We start from the raw sequence: 17,043 nt of genomic DNA on the forward strand, positions 1-17,043 counted from the left end.
CCTGAAAAGAAAAACGCCGCCGGCCCGAAGGCCCGCGGCGTTTTTTGTCGCCCCGGGAACGGCGCAGCTCAGCGAGAGCTTATCGTCGACACTGCCGAGTTGCCCGTCGCCGACGCCGTGATCTGGTTGCCCGTGGTGCGCAGCGTGCTGTTGCCCACCGGGCCCGAGATGCCGACGCCGAAGTTCACGCTGGTCACGGTGGCCGTCACCGCGCCGCTGTTGACTTGGTAGTTGCCCACCGCGGCGCTCGGCGCACCGGTGTTCAGCGCCGTCTGCGTCACGCGGTTGGTCGCGCTGTTGCCGAAGGCCTGTGCGGCCAGCGTGTTGCCGGGGACGCCAGCCGTGCCGTTCGACACGCCCGCGCCGGTGCCGTTGAGCGCCACCTGGTAGCTGGTGCCCGTGCTCGTGGCAGTCACCGCGCCCGCGTTGTTCTGGCTGTTGAGGATCGCGGCGCTCGCGCCGACGTTCAGCGCCAGCGGCGCGCCGACGAGGTTGGACGAGCCCGCAGCGGCCGCGCCGCCGTAGCTGCTGCCCGCGCTCGACTCCAGCACGTTGGTCGCCGCATTGCCGCGCGCCAGCGCCGCCGTGGTGTTGCCGTCGAGCGAGACGCTGCTGCCGTTGAGCGGCACCGCGCTCGCCAGCGTGGCATTGGCCACGGTGCTCGACGTCGCCGTCACGCCCGCCGTGCTGCTCTGCACGTTGAGAATGCCGGCGCTCGCGCCCTGCGTCGCGCTGCTCGCCACGGTGACGGTGTTGGTGGCGCGGTTGGCCGTGGCTTCGGCGAAGGTGCTGTTGCCCGAGATCGTGAACGCGCCGTTGGCCAGCGTCGTCGTGGGCGCGGCGTTGTCGTCGTTGCGGATCGTGGTGGCGGCTGTGCTGCTCACGGTCGATGCGGCCGTCTGGCGGTTCGACAGCACGTGGTCGGCGGTGGCCGCGATGTTGTCGGAGCTGCCGGTCTCGCTGAGCGTGGCGGAGCCCGTCGCGCCCGCCGGCTGGGTGTTGACCGCGCTCACGCTCAGCGCGTTGGCCGCGTCGTTCATCACGCCCAGCGCGGCGTTGCTGTTGCCCGAGAGCCGCACGGTCGAGTTGGTGGAGCCGGCCGGCGCGAACACTTCGAGCAAGGACGACGCAGTCACCGCCGCGGTGCCCGACTGGCTCGACTGCAGCGCGCTGCGCGCGCCCACGTTCGAACCCGCCAGTGCCACGCTGTTGAGCGCGGTGTTGGCCACGGCCTTGGCGCTCTGGCTGTTGCCGCTCACGCTCAGCGTGGAGGCGCCGACCGCAGACAGCGGTGCCGAGTCGATGCCGATGCTGCCCGTCGCGGTGGCTGACACGGTGCCGGTGCCGACCTGCACGTTGGCCAGCGCATGGTCGGCCGACACCGCGACAGTCGAGGCCGGCCCGCCGGTGGCGGTCGCCGATGCCGGCAGGCCTCCGGCGATGGCGCCGCCCTTCACGTCGATGCTGTTGGTCGCGGCGCTGCCGGTGGCGGCGGCTGTGGTGCCGTTGCCGTCCAGCGTGGCGCTGCTGCCGGCCAGCGCGGTCGGGCCGGTAAGCGTGAGCTTTGTCGCGTTGTTGGCATTGGCGGTCACGGCCGCGCTGCTGTCCTGCGCGTTGAGCACCGCGGTCTTCGCCGACTGCGAGGCGCCGCCGGCGAGCGAAGCCGCGTTGGTCGCGCGGTTGGCCGAGGCTTCGGAGTACGTCGTGTTGCCCGAGGCCGCGAAGCTGCTGTTGGTCAGGCCCGCATTGCCGGCCACCAGCCGGTCTTCGTTGTAGACGGCCGTGTCGGCGGTGCTGCCGACCGAGGTTCCGGCCGACTGGCGGTTCACCAGCACCTGGTCGCCCGTCGCCAAGGTGTTGCCCGGCAGCGGGCCCTGGGCGATGAGCGCGGGCACCGGGAGCGCGCTGGAGGTGCCGCCCGTCACGCTGAGCTTGTTGTCCACGTCGTTGATCACGCCCAATGCCGAGTTCGCGTTGTTCGACAGCTTCACCGACGAGCCCGACACCGAGGCCGGTGCAAAGGCCTGCGTGAAGGAGCGCGCCTCCACCGCCGCCGCGCTGCCCTGCGAGGACATCAGCGCGGCGCGCGCCGATACGCCGGTGGCCGCGAGCGCGATGGCGTTGCTGCCGGTGTTGGCCACGGCCTTCGCGCCCTGCGTGTTGTTCGAGGCGCTCAGCGTGGAGCCCGAGATGACCGCGCCCGGGGCCGTGTCCACGCCGAAGGCGGCCGCCACCTTCGAAGAGATGGTCGGGCTGGTCACCAGCTGGATGTTCGAGAGCGCATGGTCGGCCACCGCGCCTGCAATGCCCCCGATGTCGGCTGCGCCGCCGAGCGGCAGCCCGTTGCCCACCGCGATGGTGTTGCCCTTCACGTCGATGCGGTTGGCCGCGGCGTTGCCCGTGGCCGAGCCGCTTGCCGAGTTGCCGTCCACCGCCACCTGCGAGCCCTGGATGCTCGCGCCGCCCAGCACCACCTGCACGCCGTCCTTGTTGGTCAACAGCGGGCCTTCCTGGCCGGTCAGCGAGCTCACCGCCGCGCTGGTGAGCTGCAGGTTCTGCACCGCGGTGGTGGTCGAGACGCCGACCGCATCGATGGTCACGCCGTTGCTCGCGCTGTTGCTGGTCGCGCCGGCCAGCGTGGCGTTGCCGGTGGCGGCGATCTTCGAGTTGCTGACCGCGCCGCCGACCGAGATGCTGACTTCGGGCCCGCCGCTGCGCTGCGCCGACACCGAGCCCTGGCCCGACTGCGCGTTCTGCACGCTGAAGGCCGCGTTGGCGGCGAGCGTGCTGCCCGTGAGCGTCGCGCCCGACAGCGAGAAGCCGGAGGTGTCGATGTTGTTGCCCGTCACCTTCACCGTGTTGCCGGTGGCGCGGCTGCCGTAGGCCAGCGCCTCGGCCGTGTTGTCCGAGCTGGTGACCGAGCCGCCGGTCAGCGTGCCCGTGACTGTCGTGCGCGCCACGATGCCCCCGGCCGCGGTGGCGTCGACGACGGTGCCCGTGCCCGCCACCGCCTGCGTGTTGGTGACGTTGGCCACAGAGGCGTTCGCGCCGCTGACGTTGTTGACGTTCAGCGTCACGCCGCTGGCCGCATCGTTGCCGTAGGCAGCGGCGACGAAGGCGTTGCCGCTGTTCGCGACGCTCGCCGCGGAGACGTTGCCGGCGACCGTGGCCGCGAAGGTGTTGGGCCCGGTGGCTGCCGAATTGACGTTGGCCTGCACCGACTGGTCGTTGAGCACGCCGTAGGCGGCGCTCACCGTCGGCAGCGCGCCGGCCGCGTTGCTGAAGGGCAGCCCGCTGAGCGCGTCGACGGTGACGTTGGATGCCGGCGTGATGCCCAGGCCGGGCGCCGCCGCCACGTTGCCCGCGCTCACGCCGAGCGCGTTGGCGGCCGAGTTGCCGTAGGAGATGGCACGCTGCAGGTTGCCGGTGAGCGAGGCCGAGCCGCCGGCGAGGTTGCCGTTCACCAGGATCCGCGCCTCGGGGCTCGACAGCCCCGCGCCGACGGCGGAGTTCGCGTCGTTCATCTGCACGCTCGCAATGCCCGCGCCCGTGCCCACCGAGTTGCCCGTGAGCGTGAGCGTGTTGGTGGCGCCGCTGCCCAGCGCCACGGCTTCCTGCCGGTTGCCGTCCAGCGACAGCGTGCTGTTGCCCACCGCCGCGCCGCCGCCGTTGGCGGTCAGCCAGATCTGCGAGCCGATGTTCACGGCCGCGACGCCGCCGCCGTAGTTGCCCTGCAGGTTGGTGAGCGTGGCCGAGCCGCCGGCGGACACGCGCCCGTCGGAATCCGTGCCGCCCGTGAGCGTGGCGTTGCCGGTGCCCAGCGCCACCGTACCGGCCTGCAGCGCGAGGCTCTGCGTGATCTGGTTGCCCTGCGCGCTGGCCGCCGAGGTGTTGTCTGAAACGCTGACCGAGCTGCCCGTGGTCTGGCCCGTGCCGGGCGACTCGCCGGTCTGCGCCGCGATGACCGAAGGCAGCAGCAGCGCGCTGACCGGTGCATTCAGGTTGGCCTGCTGGTTCGACACCGCGGTGGTGCCGGTGAACGAGGCCGCGTTCTTGCCGGTGGCGATGGCGCTGGAGGCGGTGTTGCCCGTGACGGTGGCCGTGACGCTGTTATCCGCCAGCGTGACCGCGCTGTTCTTGCTCGACTGCACGCCGGCCAGGATCTGCGCGCCCACGGTCTGCGCGACGGTGATCACGCCGAGGTTGCCCTGGCTGTTGACGATGGCCAGGTCGCTGTTGACGTTGCTGGTCACGCCCGCGCCGTTGTGGATGCTGTTGTTGGCCGCGGTGGCCGCCGTGCCGCTGCCCGCGACGCTCACGTCGTCGATCAGGATGCGGTTGCCCGCAACGCCGGCCGTGGCGCCCAGCGCCTCGTTGCCCGTGGCCTCGCTGGAGATCGCGTTGCCCTGCACCGATAGCGACCCCTGCAGCACGTTGGAGCCGCCTGCGGGCGCGCCGCTGACGATGCCCACGATCACCGAGCCGGCGTTGAGCGCGCTGCGCACCGCGAGAATGCCGTTGCCGTTCGCCTGCAGGTTCGCGACCACCGCCGAGCCGGCGAAGGTGGGCGCGCCGCCCGACTGGATCTCGGCCGTGCTGCTGGCGCTGTTGGCCTTGAGCACGGCCGAGATCGAATTGCGTTCCAGCGACGCGGCCGTGGTCATCGTGTTGCCCGCGTTCGCGGTCAGCATCAGGTCGACCATGTTGCCCAGCACCTGCGCGCTGGAGCCCGCCCCCGTTGCCGACTGCAGCGAGGTGACGACGATGTTGCCCTTCGCGTCGAAGAGCGGTGCACCCGCCGGATAGGTCAGCACCGAGGTGCCCGCCTGCACCGGCGCAGCCGCCGCGGCTGCGCCCGAAATCACCGAGCTGCCGCTGTTGAGCGTGGTGGCGGCCGAGATGGTGTTGTCGGCGTTGACCACGCTGCCGGTCTGCAGCGTGCTCGATTCGGAGGCGAGCTTGCTGCCGGCCACGCTGCTGTCGATCACGCCCGTGTTGGTGGCCACGCCCAGCGTTGCCGCGTTGTTCACCGGAGAACCGGGCGCCGGCTGGATGCCGTTGCCGAAGCTGTTGCCGGTGGCGGTCGCGCCGATCAGGTTGCCGCTGGTGTTCACCGCCACCGGGTTCGGGTTCGATGGCGTGCCGGTGGAGGTGGTGCCCACGGTGGCGCCGGTGATGGTGGCGTTGACGTTGGCCGAGTTGGTGGTGCCCGCATTCACCGAGGGCGTGCCGGTGGCCGTGCCGTTGTAGGCGGCATCGACCGAAGTCTCCGCGGCCTGCGCGCCGGAGGCCGCGGCGATCAGCGCCAGCGCGACTGCGGTGCCGATGCTGCTGCGGCTGAACATGGGCGCGCGTGCGGCCCGGCTCTGGATCTTGCGTGCTTTCATGTCGTGACTCCTCGGATGTTGGATGCGGTCTGGCTTGGAAAACGGATGGATGCGCGGTGCGTGGAGCGCGCAGAGCGCCGGTCAGTCGCCCTTGACGGCGCTGTCGGAAGAAGAAGAAGCGGTAGGAGCTGAGGAAGGCGCGGCGCCGCCGACCACCGGGCTGCCGACGCGCAGCTTGGCGATCTCCTGCAGCCCCGGGCCGTCGCGATGGATCGAGGTGTCGGCCGCGTCGGGGCGCCAAGTGATGCTGATCGCGCCCGGCGCCACGCCGCGGTTGGCCAGCGCCGAGGTGACGGCCGCGATGCGCTGGTCGGTGAGCTCGTCGCGCTTGCGGGCGTCCCAGTTCTCGGTGTCGCGCGCCACCAGCACGATGTCGGTCGTGCCCTTCTTGGCCGCGCCCGCGATCTGGTCAATGAGCGCGAGCGAGGCGCCGCCCAGCGTGGTCGCGCCGAAGTCGAAGGGCACCTGCGTCGCCGTGCCCGTGAGGCGTGCGCCGCCCGCGCCGCCGGCGTTGACGGCCACGCTGCCCTGCGCGACCGGCGAGGTGACGGCCGCGCCGCCCACCGCCGCTTCGCCGGGGTTGTCGACCTTGCGCAGCTCGGCCGCGGGCGTGAGCGGAATGGGCTCCCCGCCGCCGGGGCGCATCGTCATGCAGGGCCGGTGGTCGACCTGCGTGACGGCGGCCATGAGGCGCACCACGCCCTCTTCCAGCGCGGCGCGCACGCCCATCTGCACCGGCTCCTGGCCCTTGGCGCCGATGTCCACGTCGTACAGCTTGCTGCCGAAGAAGCGGAACACGTTCAGGCCCACTTCGTAGCCGTTGAACTGCTTGGTGAGGCTCACCGTGCGCACCACCATCAGCGACTTGGTGTCGACGATGCGCAGGTCGATGCTCACCGACTGGCTGAAGGTGCGCGCCTTGACGCCCACCTGGTTCACGCCGAACTCCGCGCCGCCGGAGTTGATGTTGTAGTTGAGCTCGGTGATGCCACCCACGATGAAGTAGTCGGACTTGTTGATGGTGCCGCCGAAGTACGGCAGCCACGGCACGTTCTGCCCGCCGTTGGGGCCGCCGAGCTGGTGCGTGCGTCCGTCGCCGAGCTGGCGCCGGTCGGCATACGCGAGCTCGCGCTCGGCGATCACCGGGTCGAAGCGCTCGGCGATGCTCACCGCGCCGCCGAGCTTGCCGAGTGCCGAATACACCATCAGCGCGCCGCCTTGCGTGATGGCGTTGCCTTCGTTGATGCTGTACTTGCCGGTGTAGTCCTTCACGTCGCCCACGCCGATGATCACCGGCGGGCGCCGCGTGGCCGCGATGTGGTCGGAGTAGCAGGCGAGCACCGCCTCCATCGGCGTGACGTTGTCGCGCACCGCGGGGCCGAGCACCACGGGTGCCTCGTTCGGTGCGAAGCGCTGCTGCGGCGCGGAGACGCAGCCTGCGAGCGCCAGCGTGGCGAAGGCGGCTGCAAGAGCGAATGTGCGGCGGATGCGTTGCTGCATGACTCGCTCCCGCTCAGTTGAGCACGCCGAAAGCGCAGGCCGAGCTGCCGCCCACGCTCGCGGTCTGCGCACCGGTGTTGCCCTGCGCCGAATTCAGCGCCTGGTTGGCCGCGCCCTGCACCTGCGAACTGGTGCCGCCGACGATGCCCGATGCGACCGCGCCCGAGTTGGCCTGCGAGGTGCCCACCGTCGCGCCACCCAGCGTGCCCACCGCCGTGCGGCTGTCGTTGCCCGATGCATTCGAGGTGGCGCCCGCCGTGCTCGGCGAATTCGCGACCGTGCTGTTGTTGCCGTCGTTGCCGGTGGAGGTGGCCGAGACGTTGCAGTTGTACTGGCGGCCGACGTAGTTGTTGGTGTTGTAGACCGGCGCGGCGTAGTAGCCGCTCTTCTGCTTGCGGAGCATGTCCTGGATCGCGGCCTGGTTGACCTTGTCGGTGCTGGTCTGGAACTGCCATGCGGCGTTCTCGCCGACGTTGTTGGCGTGCGCAGCCAGAGGCATGCACAGCAGTGCCCAAAGAAATACGCGTTGCATGACGGTCCCTCTTTCGAAAATACACCCGATGGATTTACGAGTGCTGCGTTTCGCGGAGGGATGCTAGGGACCGGCTGCCATGGCCGGTATCCCTGGAACCGGTAGGCGGCATCCCGCGAACCGGTAGAAGTTAAGGAGGCCGGAAAGAAGAAGAGCCGGGCAGGCCGGCTCTTCAAGGCACAGGGCGGTGCAGGCCCTGCGTGGATTGCGGATGCTGCGCGGGCGCGCTCAGGCGTGCGCCTTGATCGAATCGGCCAGCGTGTTCACCAGCGTGTCGATGTGCGACTTCTCGACGATGTACGGCGGCGCGATCACCAGCACGTCGCCCGCGGGCCGCACCAGCGCGCCCTTGTGGAAGCAGTCTAGGAAGATCTCGTAGGCGCGCTTGCCCGGCGTGCCCGCGATGGGCGCGAGCTCTACCGCCGCGGCCAGACCGAGGCTGCGGATGCTGATGACGTTGGGCAGGCCCTTGAACGTGCTGTGGAATGCATCGCCCAGCACCTTGCCCATTTCGCCGGCGCGCGCGAAGAGGTTCTCCTGCTTGAACAGATCGAGCGTGGCGATGGCCGCGGCGCAGGCCACGGGGTGGCCCGAGTAGGTGTAGCCGTGGAAGAACTCGACCACGTGCTCGGGTGCGTCGGTCTTCATCATCGCGTCGTAGAGCTTGTCTCGGCAGATCACGCCGCCCAGCGGGATGACGCCGTTGGTCACGCACTTGGCGAAGTTCAGCATGTCGGGCACCACGCCGAAGTAGTCGGACGCGAAGTTGGTGCCCATGCGGCCGAAGCCGGTGATGACCTCGTCGAAGATCAGCAGGATGCCGTGCTTGTCGCAGATCTCGCGCAGGCGCTTGAGGTAGCCCTTGGGCGGCAGGTACCAGCCGGCCGATCCGGCCACCGGCTCCACGATGATCGCGGCCACGTTGCTCGGGTCGTGCAACGGCAGGATGCGCGTCTCGAGCTCGACCAGCGGGTCTTCGGCCCACACCGGCTCCTCGTTGTGGATGTAGGCGTGGTTCACCGGATCGTGGATGAAGCGCATGTGGTCCACTCGCGGCAGGAAGGCCGAGCCGAACACCTTGCGGTTGCCCGGGATGCCGCCCACCGACATGCCGCCGAAGCCCACGCCGTGGTAGCCCTTCTCGCGGCCGATGAACACGTTGCGGTGGCCCTCGCCGCGCGCGCGGTGGTACGCCAGCGCCACCTTCATCGAGGTGTCGGCGGCTTCGGAGCCCGAGTTGCAGAAGAGCACCTTGTTGAGGTCGCCGGGAGCGAGCGAGGCAATCATCTCGGCCGCCTTGAAGGCCTTATCGTTGCTCACCTGGAAGGCGGTGGCGTAGTCGAGCGTGTCGAGCTGCTTCTTGATCGCCTCGTTGATCGGCTTGCGGTTGTGGCCCGCGCCCACGCACCACAGCGAGGAGATGCCGTCGATCACCTTGCGGCCGTCGTGAGTGGTGAACTCCATGCCGTCGGCCGCGACGAACACGCGCGGGTCCTTGCGGAAATGACGGTTGGGGGTGAAGGGCAACCACTGGTTGTCCATGTTGAAGTCCTGGTAGGCCATGTCTCGCTCCTGCGGTTGGGTTATCGGGGAGGGGAAAATCGCGATTCTGGCACCCCTGCGACAATCCCACCCCTGGATAGGGATCACCCCCAGGCTTGCCCACTGCGTGTGGCCGCCAACCCCCTTGCCGGGAGGCGATACCTTCGGTCCGGCAAGCCGGTTCCGCGGTATCCCTGGAATCGGCACGTGGCGGTACAGCCGCCTGCCGGTCGATCGAGCAACTGAACTGATATGACAACGAATACGCCCGCCTACATCCTGAACCTCTACTGCCCCGACCGCACGGGCATCGTGCACGCCGTCTCGGGCTTCCTGCTCGAGCGCGGCGCCAACATCGAGGAGGCGGCCCAGTACAACGACCACGACACGGGTCTTTTCTTCATGCGCGTGCGCTTCGCCTGCGGCGCCCACAGCGAAGCCGTGCTGCGGGAAGAACTGAAGACATTCGCCACCGGCTTCGGCATGACGCTGCAGCTGCACGCGGCCGCCCAGCCGATGAAGACGGTGATCATGGTCAGCAAGGAAGGCCATTGCCTCAACGACCTGCTGTTCCGCTGGAAGAGCGGGCTGCTGGCCATCGACGTGCGCGCCATCATCTCGAACCACCGCGACTTCTACCAGCTGGCCGCCAGCTACAACGTGCCCTTCCACCACATCCCGGTGACGGCCGCGACCAAGGCGCAGGCCGAGGCGAAGCAGCTGGAGATCATCGAGGCCGAGGGCGCCGAACTCGTGGTGCTCGCGCGCTACATGCAGATCCTGAGCGACAACCTGTGCCGGAGCCTCTCGGGCCGCGCGATCAACATCCACCACTCGTTCCTGCCCAGCTTCAAGGGCGCCAAGCCCTACTATCAGGCCCACGACCGCGGCGTGAAGCTGATCGGCGCCACCGCCCACTACGTGACGGCCGACCTCGACGAAGGCCCGATCATCGAGCAGGACGTGGCCCGCGCCGACCACACCGATACGGTCGAAGACCTCACGGCCCGCGGCCGCGACACCGAGAGCCAGGTGCTGGCGCGCGCGGTGAAGTGGCACAGCGAGCACCGCGTGCTGCTGAACGGGCACCGCACGGTGGTGTTCCGCTGAGCATCCGGCAGCAGGCCCCCAAATAGACATGCCCCCTTTTCAGGGGGCATGTTCGCTTCAGGCACCGCCGTCAGTTGCGGTACGGATTGTTCGGCCGGCGGTCGTAGCGATTCGGCACGCCGTCGCCGTCACGGTCCCAGCGGCCCCTGTCGTAGACCCAGCGGTCGCCGTCCTGGCGCCACTCCGGTGCGCGGTAGGCATAGCCCGGGCGGGCGCGGACCCAGCCGCCGCCGATCCACACGTGGCGGCCGCCGCGCCACTCGTAATGTCCCGGCGCCCACACGTAACCGCGGCGCGGCGGGGGAACGCGCTCATAGCGCGGCGGAGGCGGCGGCGTCTGGATGGTGACCACGGGTTGCGCCTGCGCAGCCGTCGGAACGGTGATCGCGCCCACCGACAGAAGCGATGCAGCGCCGACGGAAAGAGCCAATGCGAGTTTTTTCATGAAGAACTCCTCATGAGTTGTTGGAGGAGCCTTCATGCTGCCCAGCCGTTGTGAACCTCCTGTAAGCCGCGCGCGAAGTCTTGTGTAAAGCTGTGACGCGCGTTTTGGGGTCTTTTTGGCTCGTGCTAGCGCTCACTCACAGCCGTTTCACAGCTGTTTTGCGGCCTTCACTCCTGCAGTTCGTGCAGGTCTATGGCCGTGGCCATCGCCGCATGGCCAGCCTTGTTGGGATGCAGGTGGTCGCCCGAGTCGAAGAGCGGGTTGAGCGCCTGCGGGTCTGCCGGATCGCGCAGCGCGGCGTCGAAATCGATCACGCCGTCGACGTCCTGCTTGCCGCGGATCCACCGGTTCACAGCCTCGCGCATGGCTTCGTTCCCTTCGCTCCAGTAGGGCGTGTTCCTGAACGGCGGCACGGTGCCGATCAGCACCTTCACGCCCTTGGCGCGCGCCTGCTTCACCAGCTGCCGCAGCCCCTCGGTGATGCGCTCGGCCGTGGGCATGTCGCGCGGCTTGAGCTCGGCGCCGGGCACCTTGGCGAACATCGCGCGGCCGATGTCGTTGGTGCCCAGCAGGATGATCGCGTGCGTCACGCCGCTCTGCTTGAGCACGTCGAGCTCGAAGCGAGAGAGCCCGCTGGGCCCGATGCCGTCGGCCAGCAGCCGGTTGCCGCCGATGCCGACGTTGAGCACCGCGACGTCCTGGCCGCCGGGCTGCGTGTCGCGCAGGCGGGTGGCCAGCATGTCGGGGTATGAGCCGATGGTGGCCTCGGCACCACCCGCGGTGATCGAATCGCCGAAGGCCACGACAGTGCGAATGGACTTGGTGGTGAGCACGTCGAGCCCGGTCACGACCTGGTTGAAGGAAAGCGGCACCGGGTTCTGGAGCTTCGGCGACCTCACCGCATTGCCGGGCGCCATCCATGTCGTGCCGGGCTCCTGCAGCGCGATAGTGGCGAAGGGCGCGGCGCGATCGAAGAAGGCGCTCGCGACCACGGTCTGCCCAGCCTCCACCGCCAGATCGACGCCGTCGCTCCACACCTCGGCACCAGGTGCGATCGTGACGCTGGACCGCCCGCCGAAGCGCAGTTCACGCAACGTCGTCGGCGAAAAGGCTTCGGCACCGGTGCCGCGCGCCGCGCTCGCGGCGGCAATGCGCAGCGGCGTCTTGCCGAAACGGTTCGAGAAGCGGATGCGGATGCGCTCGCCGTCGAGCGACAACTCCAACTTCTGGCGAAGCGTCCGTCCACGCAGGTCATTGCCCGCGGGCGAGGAGTACCTGGCACCTCCAGGGCTCGCGGCCAGCTCGGCGAAGTCGAGCGGCGCCACCGCCCAGCTCGCGACCCAATGCGCCTCCGCAGGCTGCCGCGGACGCCCGTCGGGCGTGACGGCCTGAACGCCGACGGCCAGCAGGGCAAGGAGGAAGGCAGCCACCCAGTGTGCGACGGCAACGTCGCGGAGGCGGGCTGCCCATCGGGAGACCAGGTTCATGCGCGCAAAGCGGCCCAGTGTACGGAGCCACTGTTCCCCCGCGCGTGACGAGGTCTAAAGCCCGGTTACCAGGTGTCTACATATGCAACCGCCGGTCCCTGCGCCTTCGTGGCCGATGAAAGGCCGCGCACCAGCCAGGTGCGCGTTTCCGCGGGGTCGATCACCGCGTCGATCTCCAGCGTCTGCGCCATGTGAATGGCCTCGCCGTTCTCGTACTGCTGCGCCACCAGCTTCTTGAAGAGCGCATCGCGTTCGGCGCCCTCGGGTGCGGCGGCCAGCTCCTTGCGGAAGCCCAGCCGCACCGCACCTTCGAGGCCCATCGCGCCGAACTCGCCCGTCGGCCAGGCCACGGTGAACACCGGCGCATCGAAGCCGCCCGCCGTCATTGCCTGCGCGCCCAGGCCATAGCCCTTGCGCAGCACCACGGCAAAGAAGGGCACGCGCAGGTGCGAGGCCACCATGAACATGCGGCACACGTGACGCACCTGCGCCTGCGCCTCGATCTCGGGCCCGACCATGAAGCCCGGCGTGTCGCACAACGAAACAATTGGCAGGCCGTGCGCATTGCACAGCTGCATGAAGCGCGCCGATTTGTCGGCCGCTTCCACATCGATGGCGCCGCCCAGGTGATGCGGGTTGTTGGCCATCAGTCCGACCGGCCTGCCCTCGATGCGCGCGAGCGCGGTGACGATGCCCGCGCCGAAGCCCGCGCGCAGCTCGAGCAGCGAGCCGGTGTCGGCCACGCCGCGCATCGCGGCGCGCACGTCGTACACGCGCAGGCGGTTCTCGGGCACCACGTGGCGCAGCGTGCGCGGGTCGGCGCACTGCCAGTCGGAGGTCGCGCCCTGGAAGTACGAGAGGTACTGCTTCGCCGCGGCTACCGCCGCGGCCTCGTCTTCCACCAGGATGTCGATCACGCCGTTGCGCGACTGCACGCCGCTCGGCCCGATCTGCTCCGGCGCGAAGGTGCCGAGCCCGCCGCCCTCGATCATCGCGGGGCCGCTCATGCCGATGTTGCTGCCCCTGGTGGCGATGATCACGTCGGCGCAGCCCAGCAGCGCCGCGTTGCCCGCGAAGCAGCGGCCATGCACGATGCCCACCACCGGCACCTTGCCCGACAGCGCCGCGAACTGGCTGAAGGTGTGGTTGTTGAGGCCGGCCACGATGGGCATGTCGGTGTCGCCCGGCCGCCCGCCGCCGCCTTCCGCGAACAGCACCACCGGCAGCTGCAGCTGGTGCGCCACCGCGAGCAGCCGGTCGGTCTTGTGGTGGTTGCGCATGCCCTGCGTGCCGGCCAGCACGGTGTAGTCGTAGGCCAGCACCGCGCAGCGCGAGGCCTCGGGCCCGAACAGCTTCGCATTGACGCTGCCCAGCCCCGTGACCATGCCGTCGGCGGGCGTGTTGGCGACGAGGTCTTCCAGCGTGCGCCGCCGCGTCTGTGCGGCGATGGCCAGCGCGCCGTACTCGATGAAGTTGCCGGGGTCGGACGCGGTGTCGCACAGGTCCGCGATGTTCTCGCGCGCGGTGCGGCCGCCCTGCGCATGGCGCTTGTCGACGGCCGCCTTGCGGTTGGCGTCGAGCGTGTAGGCATGGCGGTCGATCACCTTCCGCAGGTCGGGGCGGATCGCATCGAGATCCTGCTCGGCGCGAGCCTCTGCCTGCACGGCCTGCGCATCGACTGCTTCGAGCTGCACCAGCGACTGCCCTTCGACGAGATAGTCGCCCGGCGCCGCCAGCAGCGCCACCACGCGGCCGGCCACTGGCGCGTGCAGCAGGTGCTCCATCTTCATCGCTTCGAGCACGCCGAGCTGCGCACCGACCGGCAACACGTCGCCCACCTCGACCTCGAACTGCACGAGGCGCGCGGGCATCGGGGCCTTGACGGTGAGTTCGTCCGATCCGTCGTCGGCGACAACGGGCGGCGGCTCGGCGGACGCCGTCACCGTCTTCCTCGCCTGCTTCTCGAACGCCGACGCAGCAGCCAGCAGATCGCCCAGGTGCGCCTCCACGAAGCGTGTGTGCACCGCCTGCGTCGCGAACTCGGGCCGTGCCGCGATGGCGCGCAGCAGCGCCAGATTGGTGGCGATGCCCTCGATGTGGCATTCGTCGAGCGCGCGCAGCGAGCGGCGCAGCGCGTCCTCGAAGCGCGGCGACGGCGAATGCACGATGAGCTTGGCCAGCAGCGTGTCGTAGTGCGGCGAAGGCGCCAGGCCCGCGTAGCCGTGCGTGTCCACCCGCACGCCGGGGCCGGCCGGCAGGTCGAAGCGCGCGAGCGTGCCGCCCGATGGCCGCGCGTTGCCGCGGCCATCGAGCGTTTCGGCGTTGATGCGCCACTGCACCGCGAAGCCGCGCTGCGGCGCGGTGCGATCGGCCTCCACACCGAGCTCGGCCAGCGGCTGGCCGGCCGCGACGGCGATCTGCAGCTGCACCAGGTCCAGCCCCGTCACCGCCTCGGTCACGGTGTGCTCGACCTGCAGGCGCGGATTGGCCTCGATGAACACGAAGGGCAGCGTCGCCGAGGACGCATCGACCAGGAACTCAAAGGTGCCGAGCCCCCGGTAGCCCACCGCCTTGGCCATGCGCAGCGCGGCCTGCGTGACCTGCGCACGCAAGGCCTCGGGCAGCGAGGGGCTGGGCGCGATCTCCACCAGCTTCTGGAAGCGCCGCTGCAGCGTGCATTCGCGCTCGCCGAGGCTGGCCACAACCTTGCCGTCGCCGATCACCTGCACCTCGATGTGCCGTGCGTTCAGCATCAGCCGCTCGACGTACACGCCCTCGATGCCGAACGCCGCGCTGGCCTCCGACATGCAGCGCGCATGCGCCTCGGGCAGCTCCTGCGCGTTCAGCACCGCGCGCATGCCGCGCCCGCCGCCGCCGCCGATGGCCTTGACCATCACGCCCGCGCCCTGCGCCTGCTGCTCGGCGTAGAAGGCCTGCGCCTGCGCGAGCGTCACGGCGCCGGCGCTGCCGGGCATCACCGGCACGTCGCATTGCGTTGCGAGTTCGCGTGCGTGTGCCTTGTCGCCGAACAGGCCGAGCTGTTCGGGCGTGGGGCCGATGAAGACCAGGCCCGCATCCGCGCAGGCCTGCGCGAAATCGGTGCGCTCGCTGAGGAAGCCGTAGCCGGGATGCACCGCGTCGCAGCCCTGCGCCTTCGCTACCGCGATCAGCGCGGCGGCATCGAGATATGCGGAGGGGCCGGTGGCATCGAGCGCCACCGCCGTGTCGGCCAGCTGCGCATGCAGTGCGGCGGCATCGTCGCGCGCATGCACCGCCACGCTGGCGATGCCCAGGTCGCGCAGCGCGCGCACCAGGCGCACCGCGATCTCGCCGCGGTTGGCAATCAGAACTTTGGAGAACAGCAAACGGAACCTCTCAGTTTTTGTCTTTGAGCAGGCGGCGCAGCACCTTGCCCGCCCCGGTGGTGGGCAGCGCGTCGATGAAGCTCACCGCGCGCGGCGCCTTGTAGCTCGCCATGTTGTCGCGCGCCCAGGCGATGAGCGCATCGGCTTCGAGCGCGGCGCCGGTCTTGCGCACGATGAAGGCCTTCACTACCTCGCCCTTCTCCGCGTCGGGCTGCGCAACGACGGCCGCCTGCGCCACCGCCGGGTGCTTGATGAGGATGGTCTCGACCTCCTCGGGGAACACGCTGTAGCCCGAGACCTTGATCATTTCCTTGAAGCGGCCGATGAAGGTGAGGTAGCCGTCGGCGTCGATCTTGCCCATGTCGCCCGTGTGCACCCAGCCGTTGCGCAGCGTGGCGGCCGTGGCCTCGGGCTTGTTCCAGTAGCCCTTGAAGGTGCCGGGGCTGGTGAGCACGATCTCGCCGACCTCGCCCGCGGGCAGGTCTGCCAGCGTGTCGGCATCGACGATGCGGATCTTCACGCCCGGCACCGCGACGCCCTGCGTGCCCCAGCGCGGCGCATGGTGCGGGGTGTAGGTGTCGCAGGTGTGGGTCTCGCTCAGCCCGTAGGCGGCCTCGAACGAAGTGCAGCTGGGCGCATGCGAGCGCCACTGCAGCGCCAGCGGCTCGGTGAAGGCGATGCCGAAGCTGGTCACCGGGTTCATCTTCAGGCTGCGCAGGTCGAAGCCGCCGATGTCCGGCACCTGCATGCAGGCCACGTTCATCGGCGCGATGCTGTACCACCAGCTCACCTTGTAGGCAGCAATGGCCTGCAGCGCCGCGCGCGGATCGAAGCGGTGCAGCAGCACCGAGGCCGCGCCGGTGAGCACCGGCACGTTGACGCCCATCAGCATGCCGGCGATGTGATACAGCGGCGCGATGGACAGCAGCACGTCGTCGGGCCCCACGCCGTTGCAGTCGGCCGCCGCGCGCGTCTTGAAGAGCGCGTTGCCGTAGCTCAGCATCGCCCCCTTGGGCAGGCCGATGGTGCCCGAGGTGTAGGTCATGAGCGCGACGTCGTCCATGTCGATGGCCACCGGCTGCGGCCTGGCGTCGGCGCGCATCACGGCGAGGAAGTCTTCGCAGCCTTCGGCCGTGGCGCGGCCAGCCCTGCGCTCTGCCGCCAGCTCCGGCGGCAGGTCGAGCTCGGGCTCGGGCGGCAGCAGGTCGGCGTAGTGCACCACGAACACGTGTTCGAGCGCGCTCTGCGGCTGCACCTTGCGCACCACCGGCAACAGCGGCGCAGCCGCGACGATCACGCGCGCCTTCAGGTCGTTGACCTGGTAGGCCAGCTCGTGCTCCTTGTTGAGCGGCCCGCTCGGGCAGACGATGGCGCCGATCTTCTGGATGCCGAAGTGCGCGACAAGGTACTGCGGACAGTTGTTGAGGAAGAGCACCACCGGCTCGCCCTTCTTCACGCCCAGCGCCTGCAGGCGCGCGGCGAAGGCGTCGCTCGCACGGTCGAGCTCGTCCCAGCTCATCGCGTGGCCGTACCAGATGCAGGCGGGGCTGGCGCCGCGTTCTCGCGCGTGGGCGCGCAGGTACTCGTGCAGGGGCTGCTGCGGGCGTTCGGGCAATGTCTCCATGGCGTCACTTTCTCAGGGTTATCGATAGCAGCCCGCAAGGGGCTGGCGCTT

The 17,043-nt window shown here is 69.8% G+C and carries 9 protein-coding genes; 1 reads left to right on the plus strand and 8 read right to left on the minus strand.

The window, feature by feature from the left end; translation table 11 throughout:
* Window positions 1–68 precede the first annotated feature (68 nt).
* From ACHMXA_RS00120 to ACHMXA_RS00135, 4 genes are all read right to left on the minus strand, one after another.
* Window positions 69–5,387: a beta strand repeat-containing protein gene (locus ACHMXA_RS00120; RefSeq protein WP_395317559.1), complete on the minus strand. Its 5,319-nt coding sequence runs from the start codon at window positions 5,385–5,387 to the stop codon at window positions 69–71.
* Between the two features lie 81 nt (window positions 5,388–5,468).
* The gene (locus ACHMXA_RS00125; RefSeq protein ID WP_395317560.1) at window positions 5,469–6,887 is read right to left on the minus strand and encodes a CsgG/HfaB family protein; all 1,419 of its coding nucleotides are present in this window, start codon (window positions 6,885–6,887) and stop codon (window positions 5,469–5,471) included.
* A gap of 13 nt (window positions 6,888–6,900) precedes the next feature.
* Window positions 6,901–7,419, minus strand: a complete 519-nt coding sequence (locus ACHMXA_RS00130) for a hypothetical protein (protein WP_395317561.1) — start codon at window positions 7,417–7,419, stop codon at window positions 6,901–6,903.
* 228 nt (window positions 7,420–7,647) lie between these two features.
* Window positions 7,648–8,982 (minus strand): aminotransferase class III-fold pyridoxal phosphate-dependent enzyme, encoded by a 1,335-nt coding sequence (locus ACHMXA_RS00135; protein WP_395317562.1) that lies wholly within the window; start codon window positions 8,980–8,982, stop codon window positions 7,648–7,650.
* A gap of 231 nt (window positions 8,983–9,213) precedes the next feature.
* Between ACHMXA_RS00135 and purU the strand changes: the two genes are divergently transcribed.
* Complete coding sequence (gene purU / locus ACHMXA_RS00140; RefSeq protein ID WP_395317563.1) at window positions 9,214–10,071, plus strand: formyltetrahydrofolate deformylase; 858 nt, start codon at window positions 9,214–9,216, stop codon at window positions 10,069–10,071.
* Window positions 10,072–10,141: 70 nt separating this feature from the next.
* Here the strand turns inward: purU and ACHMXA_RS00145 are convergent, their stop codons facing one another.
* The 4 genes from ACHMXA_RS00145 to ACHMXA_RS00160 form a co-directional block, all read right to left on the minus strand.
* Entirely contained in the window at window positions 10,142–10,516 is a 375-nt protein-coding gene (locus ACHMXA_RS00145; RefSeq protein WP_395317564.1) for a YXWGXW repeat-containing protein, read from the minus strand.
* A gap of 167 nt (window positions 10,517–10,683) precedes the next feature.
* Window positions 10,684–11,946 (minus strand): SGNH/GDSL hydrolase family protein, encoded by a 1,263-nt coding sequence (locus ACHMXA_RS00150; protein WP_395317565.1) that lies wholly within the window; start codon window positions 11,944–11,946, stop codon window positions 10,684–10,686.
* A gap of 122 nt (window positions 11,947–12,068) precedes the next feature.
* Window positions 12,069–15,365 (minus strand): carboxyl transferase domain-containing protein, encoded by a 3,297-nt coding sequence (locus tag ACHMXA_RS00155; RefSeq protein WP_395321178.1) that lies wholly within the window; start codon window positions 15,363–15,365, stop codon window positions 12,069–12,071.
* A 13-nt stretch (window positions 15,366–15,378) separates the two neighbouring features.
* The gene (locus ACHMXA_RS00160) at window positions 15,379–16,992 is read right to left on the minus strand and encodes an AMP-binding protein (RefSeq protein WP_395317566.1); all 1,614 of its coding nucleotides are present in this window, start codon (window positions 16,990–16,992) and stop codon (window positions 15,379–15,381) included.
* Window positions 16,993–17,043: the final 51 nt, after the last annotated feature.

Source organism: Variovorax sp. UC74_104, from assembly GCF_044055375.1.
Taxonomy (GTDB): domain Bacteria; phylum Pseudomonadota; class Gammaproteobacteria; order Burkholderiales; family Burkholderiaceae_C; genus Variovorax.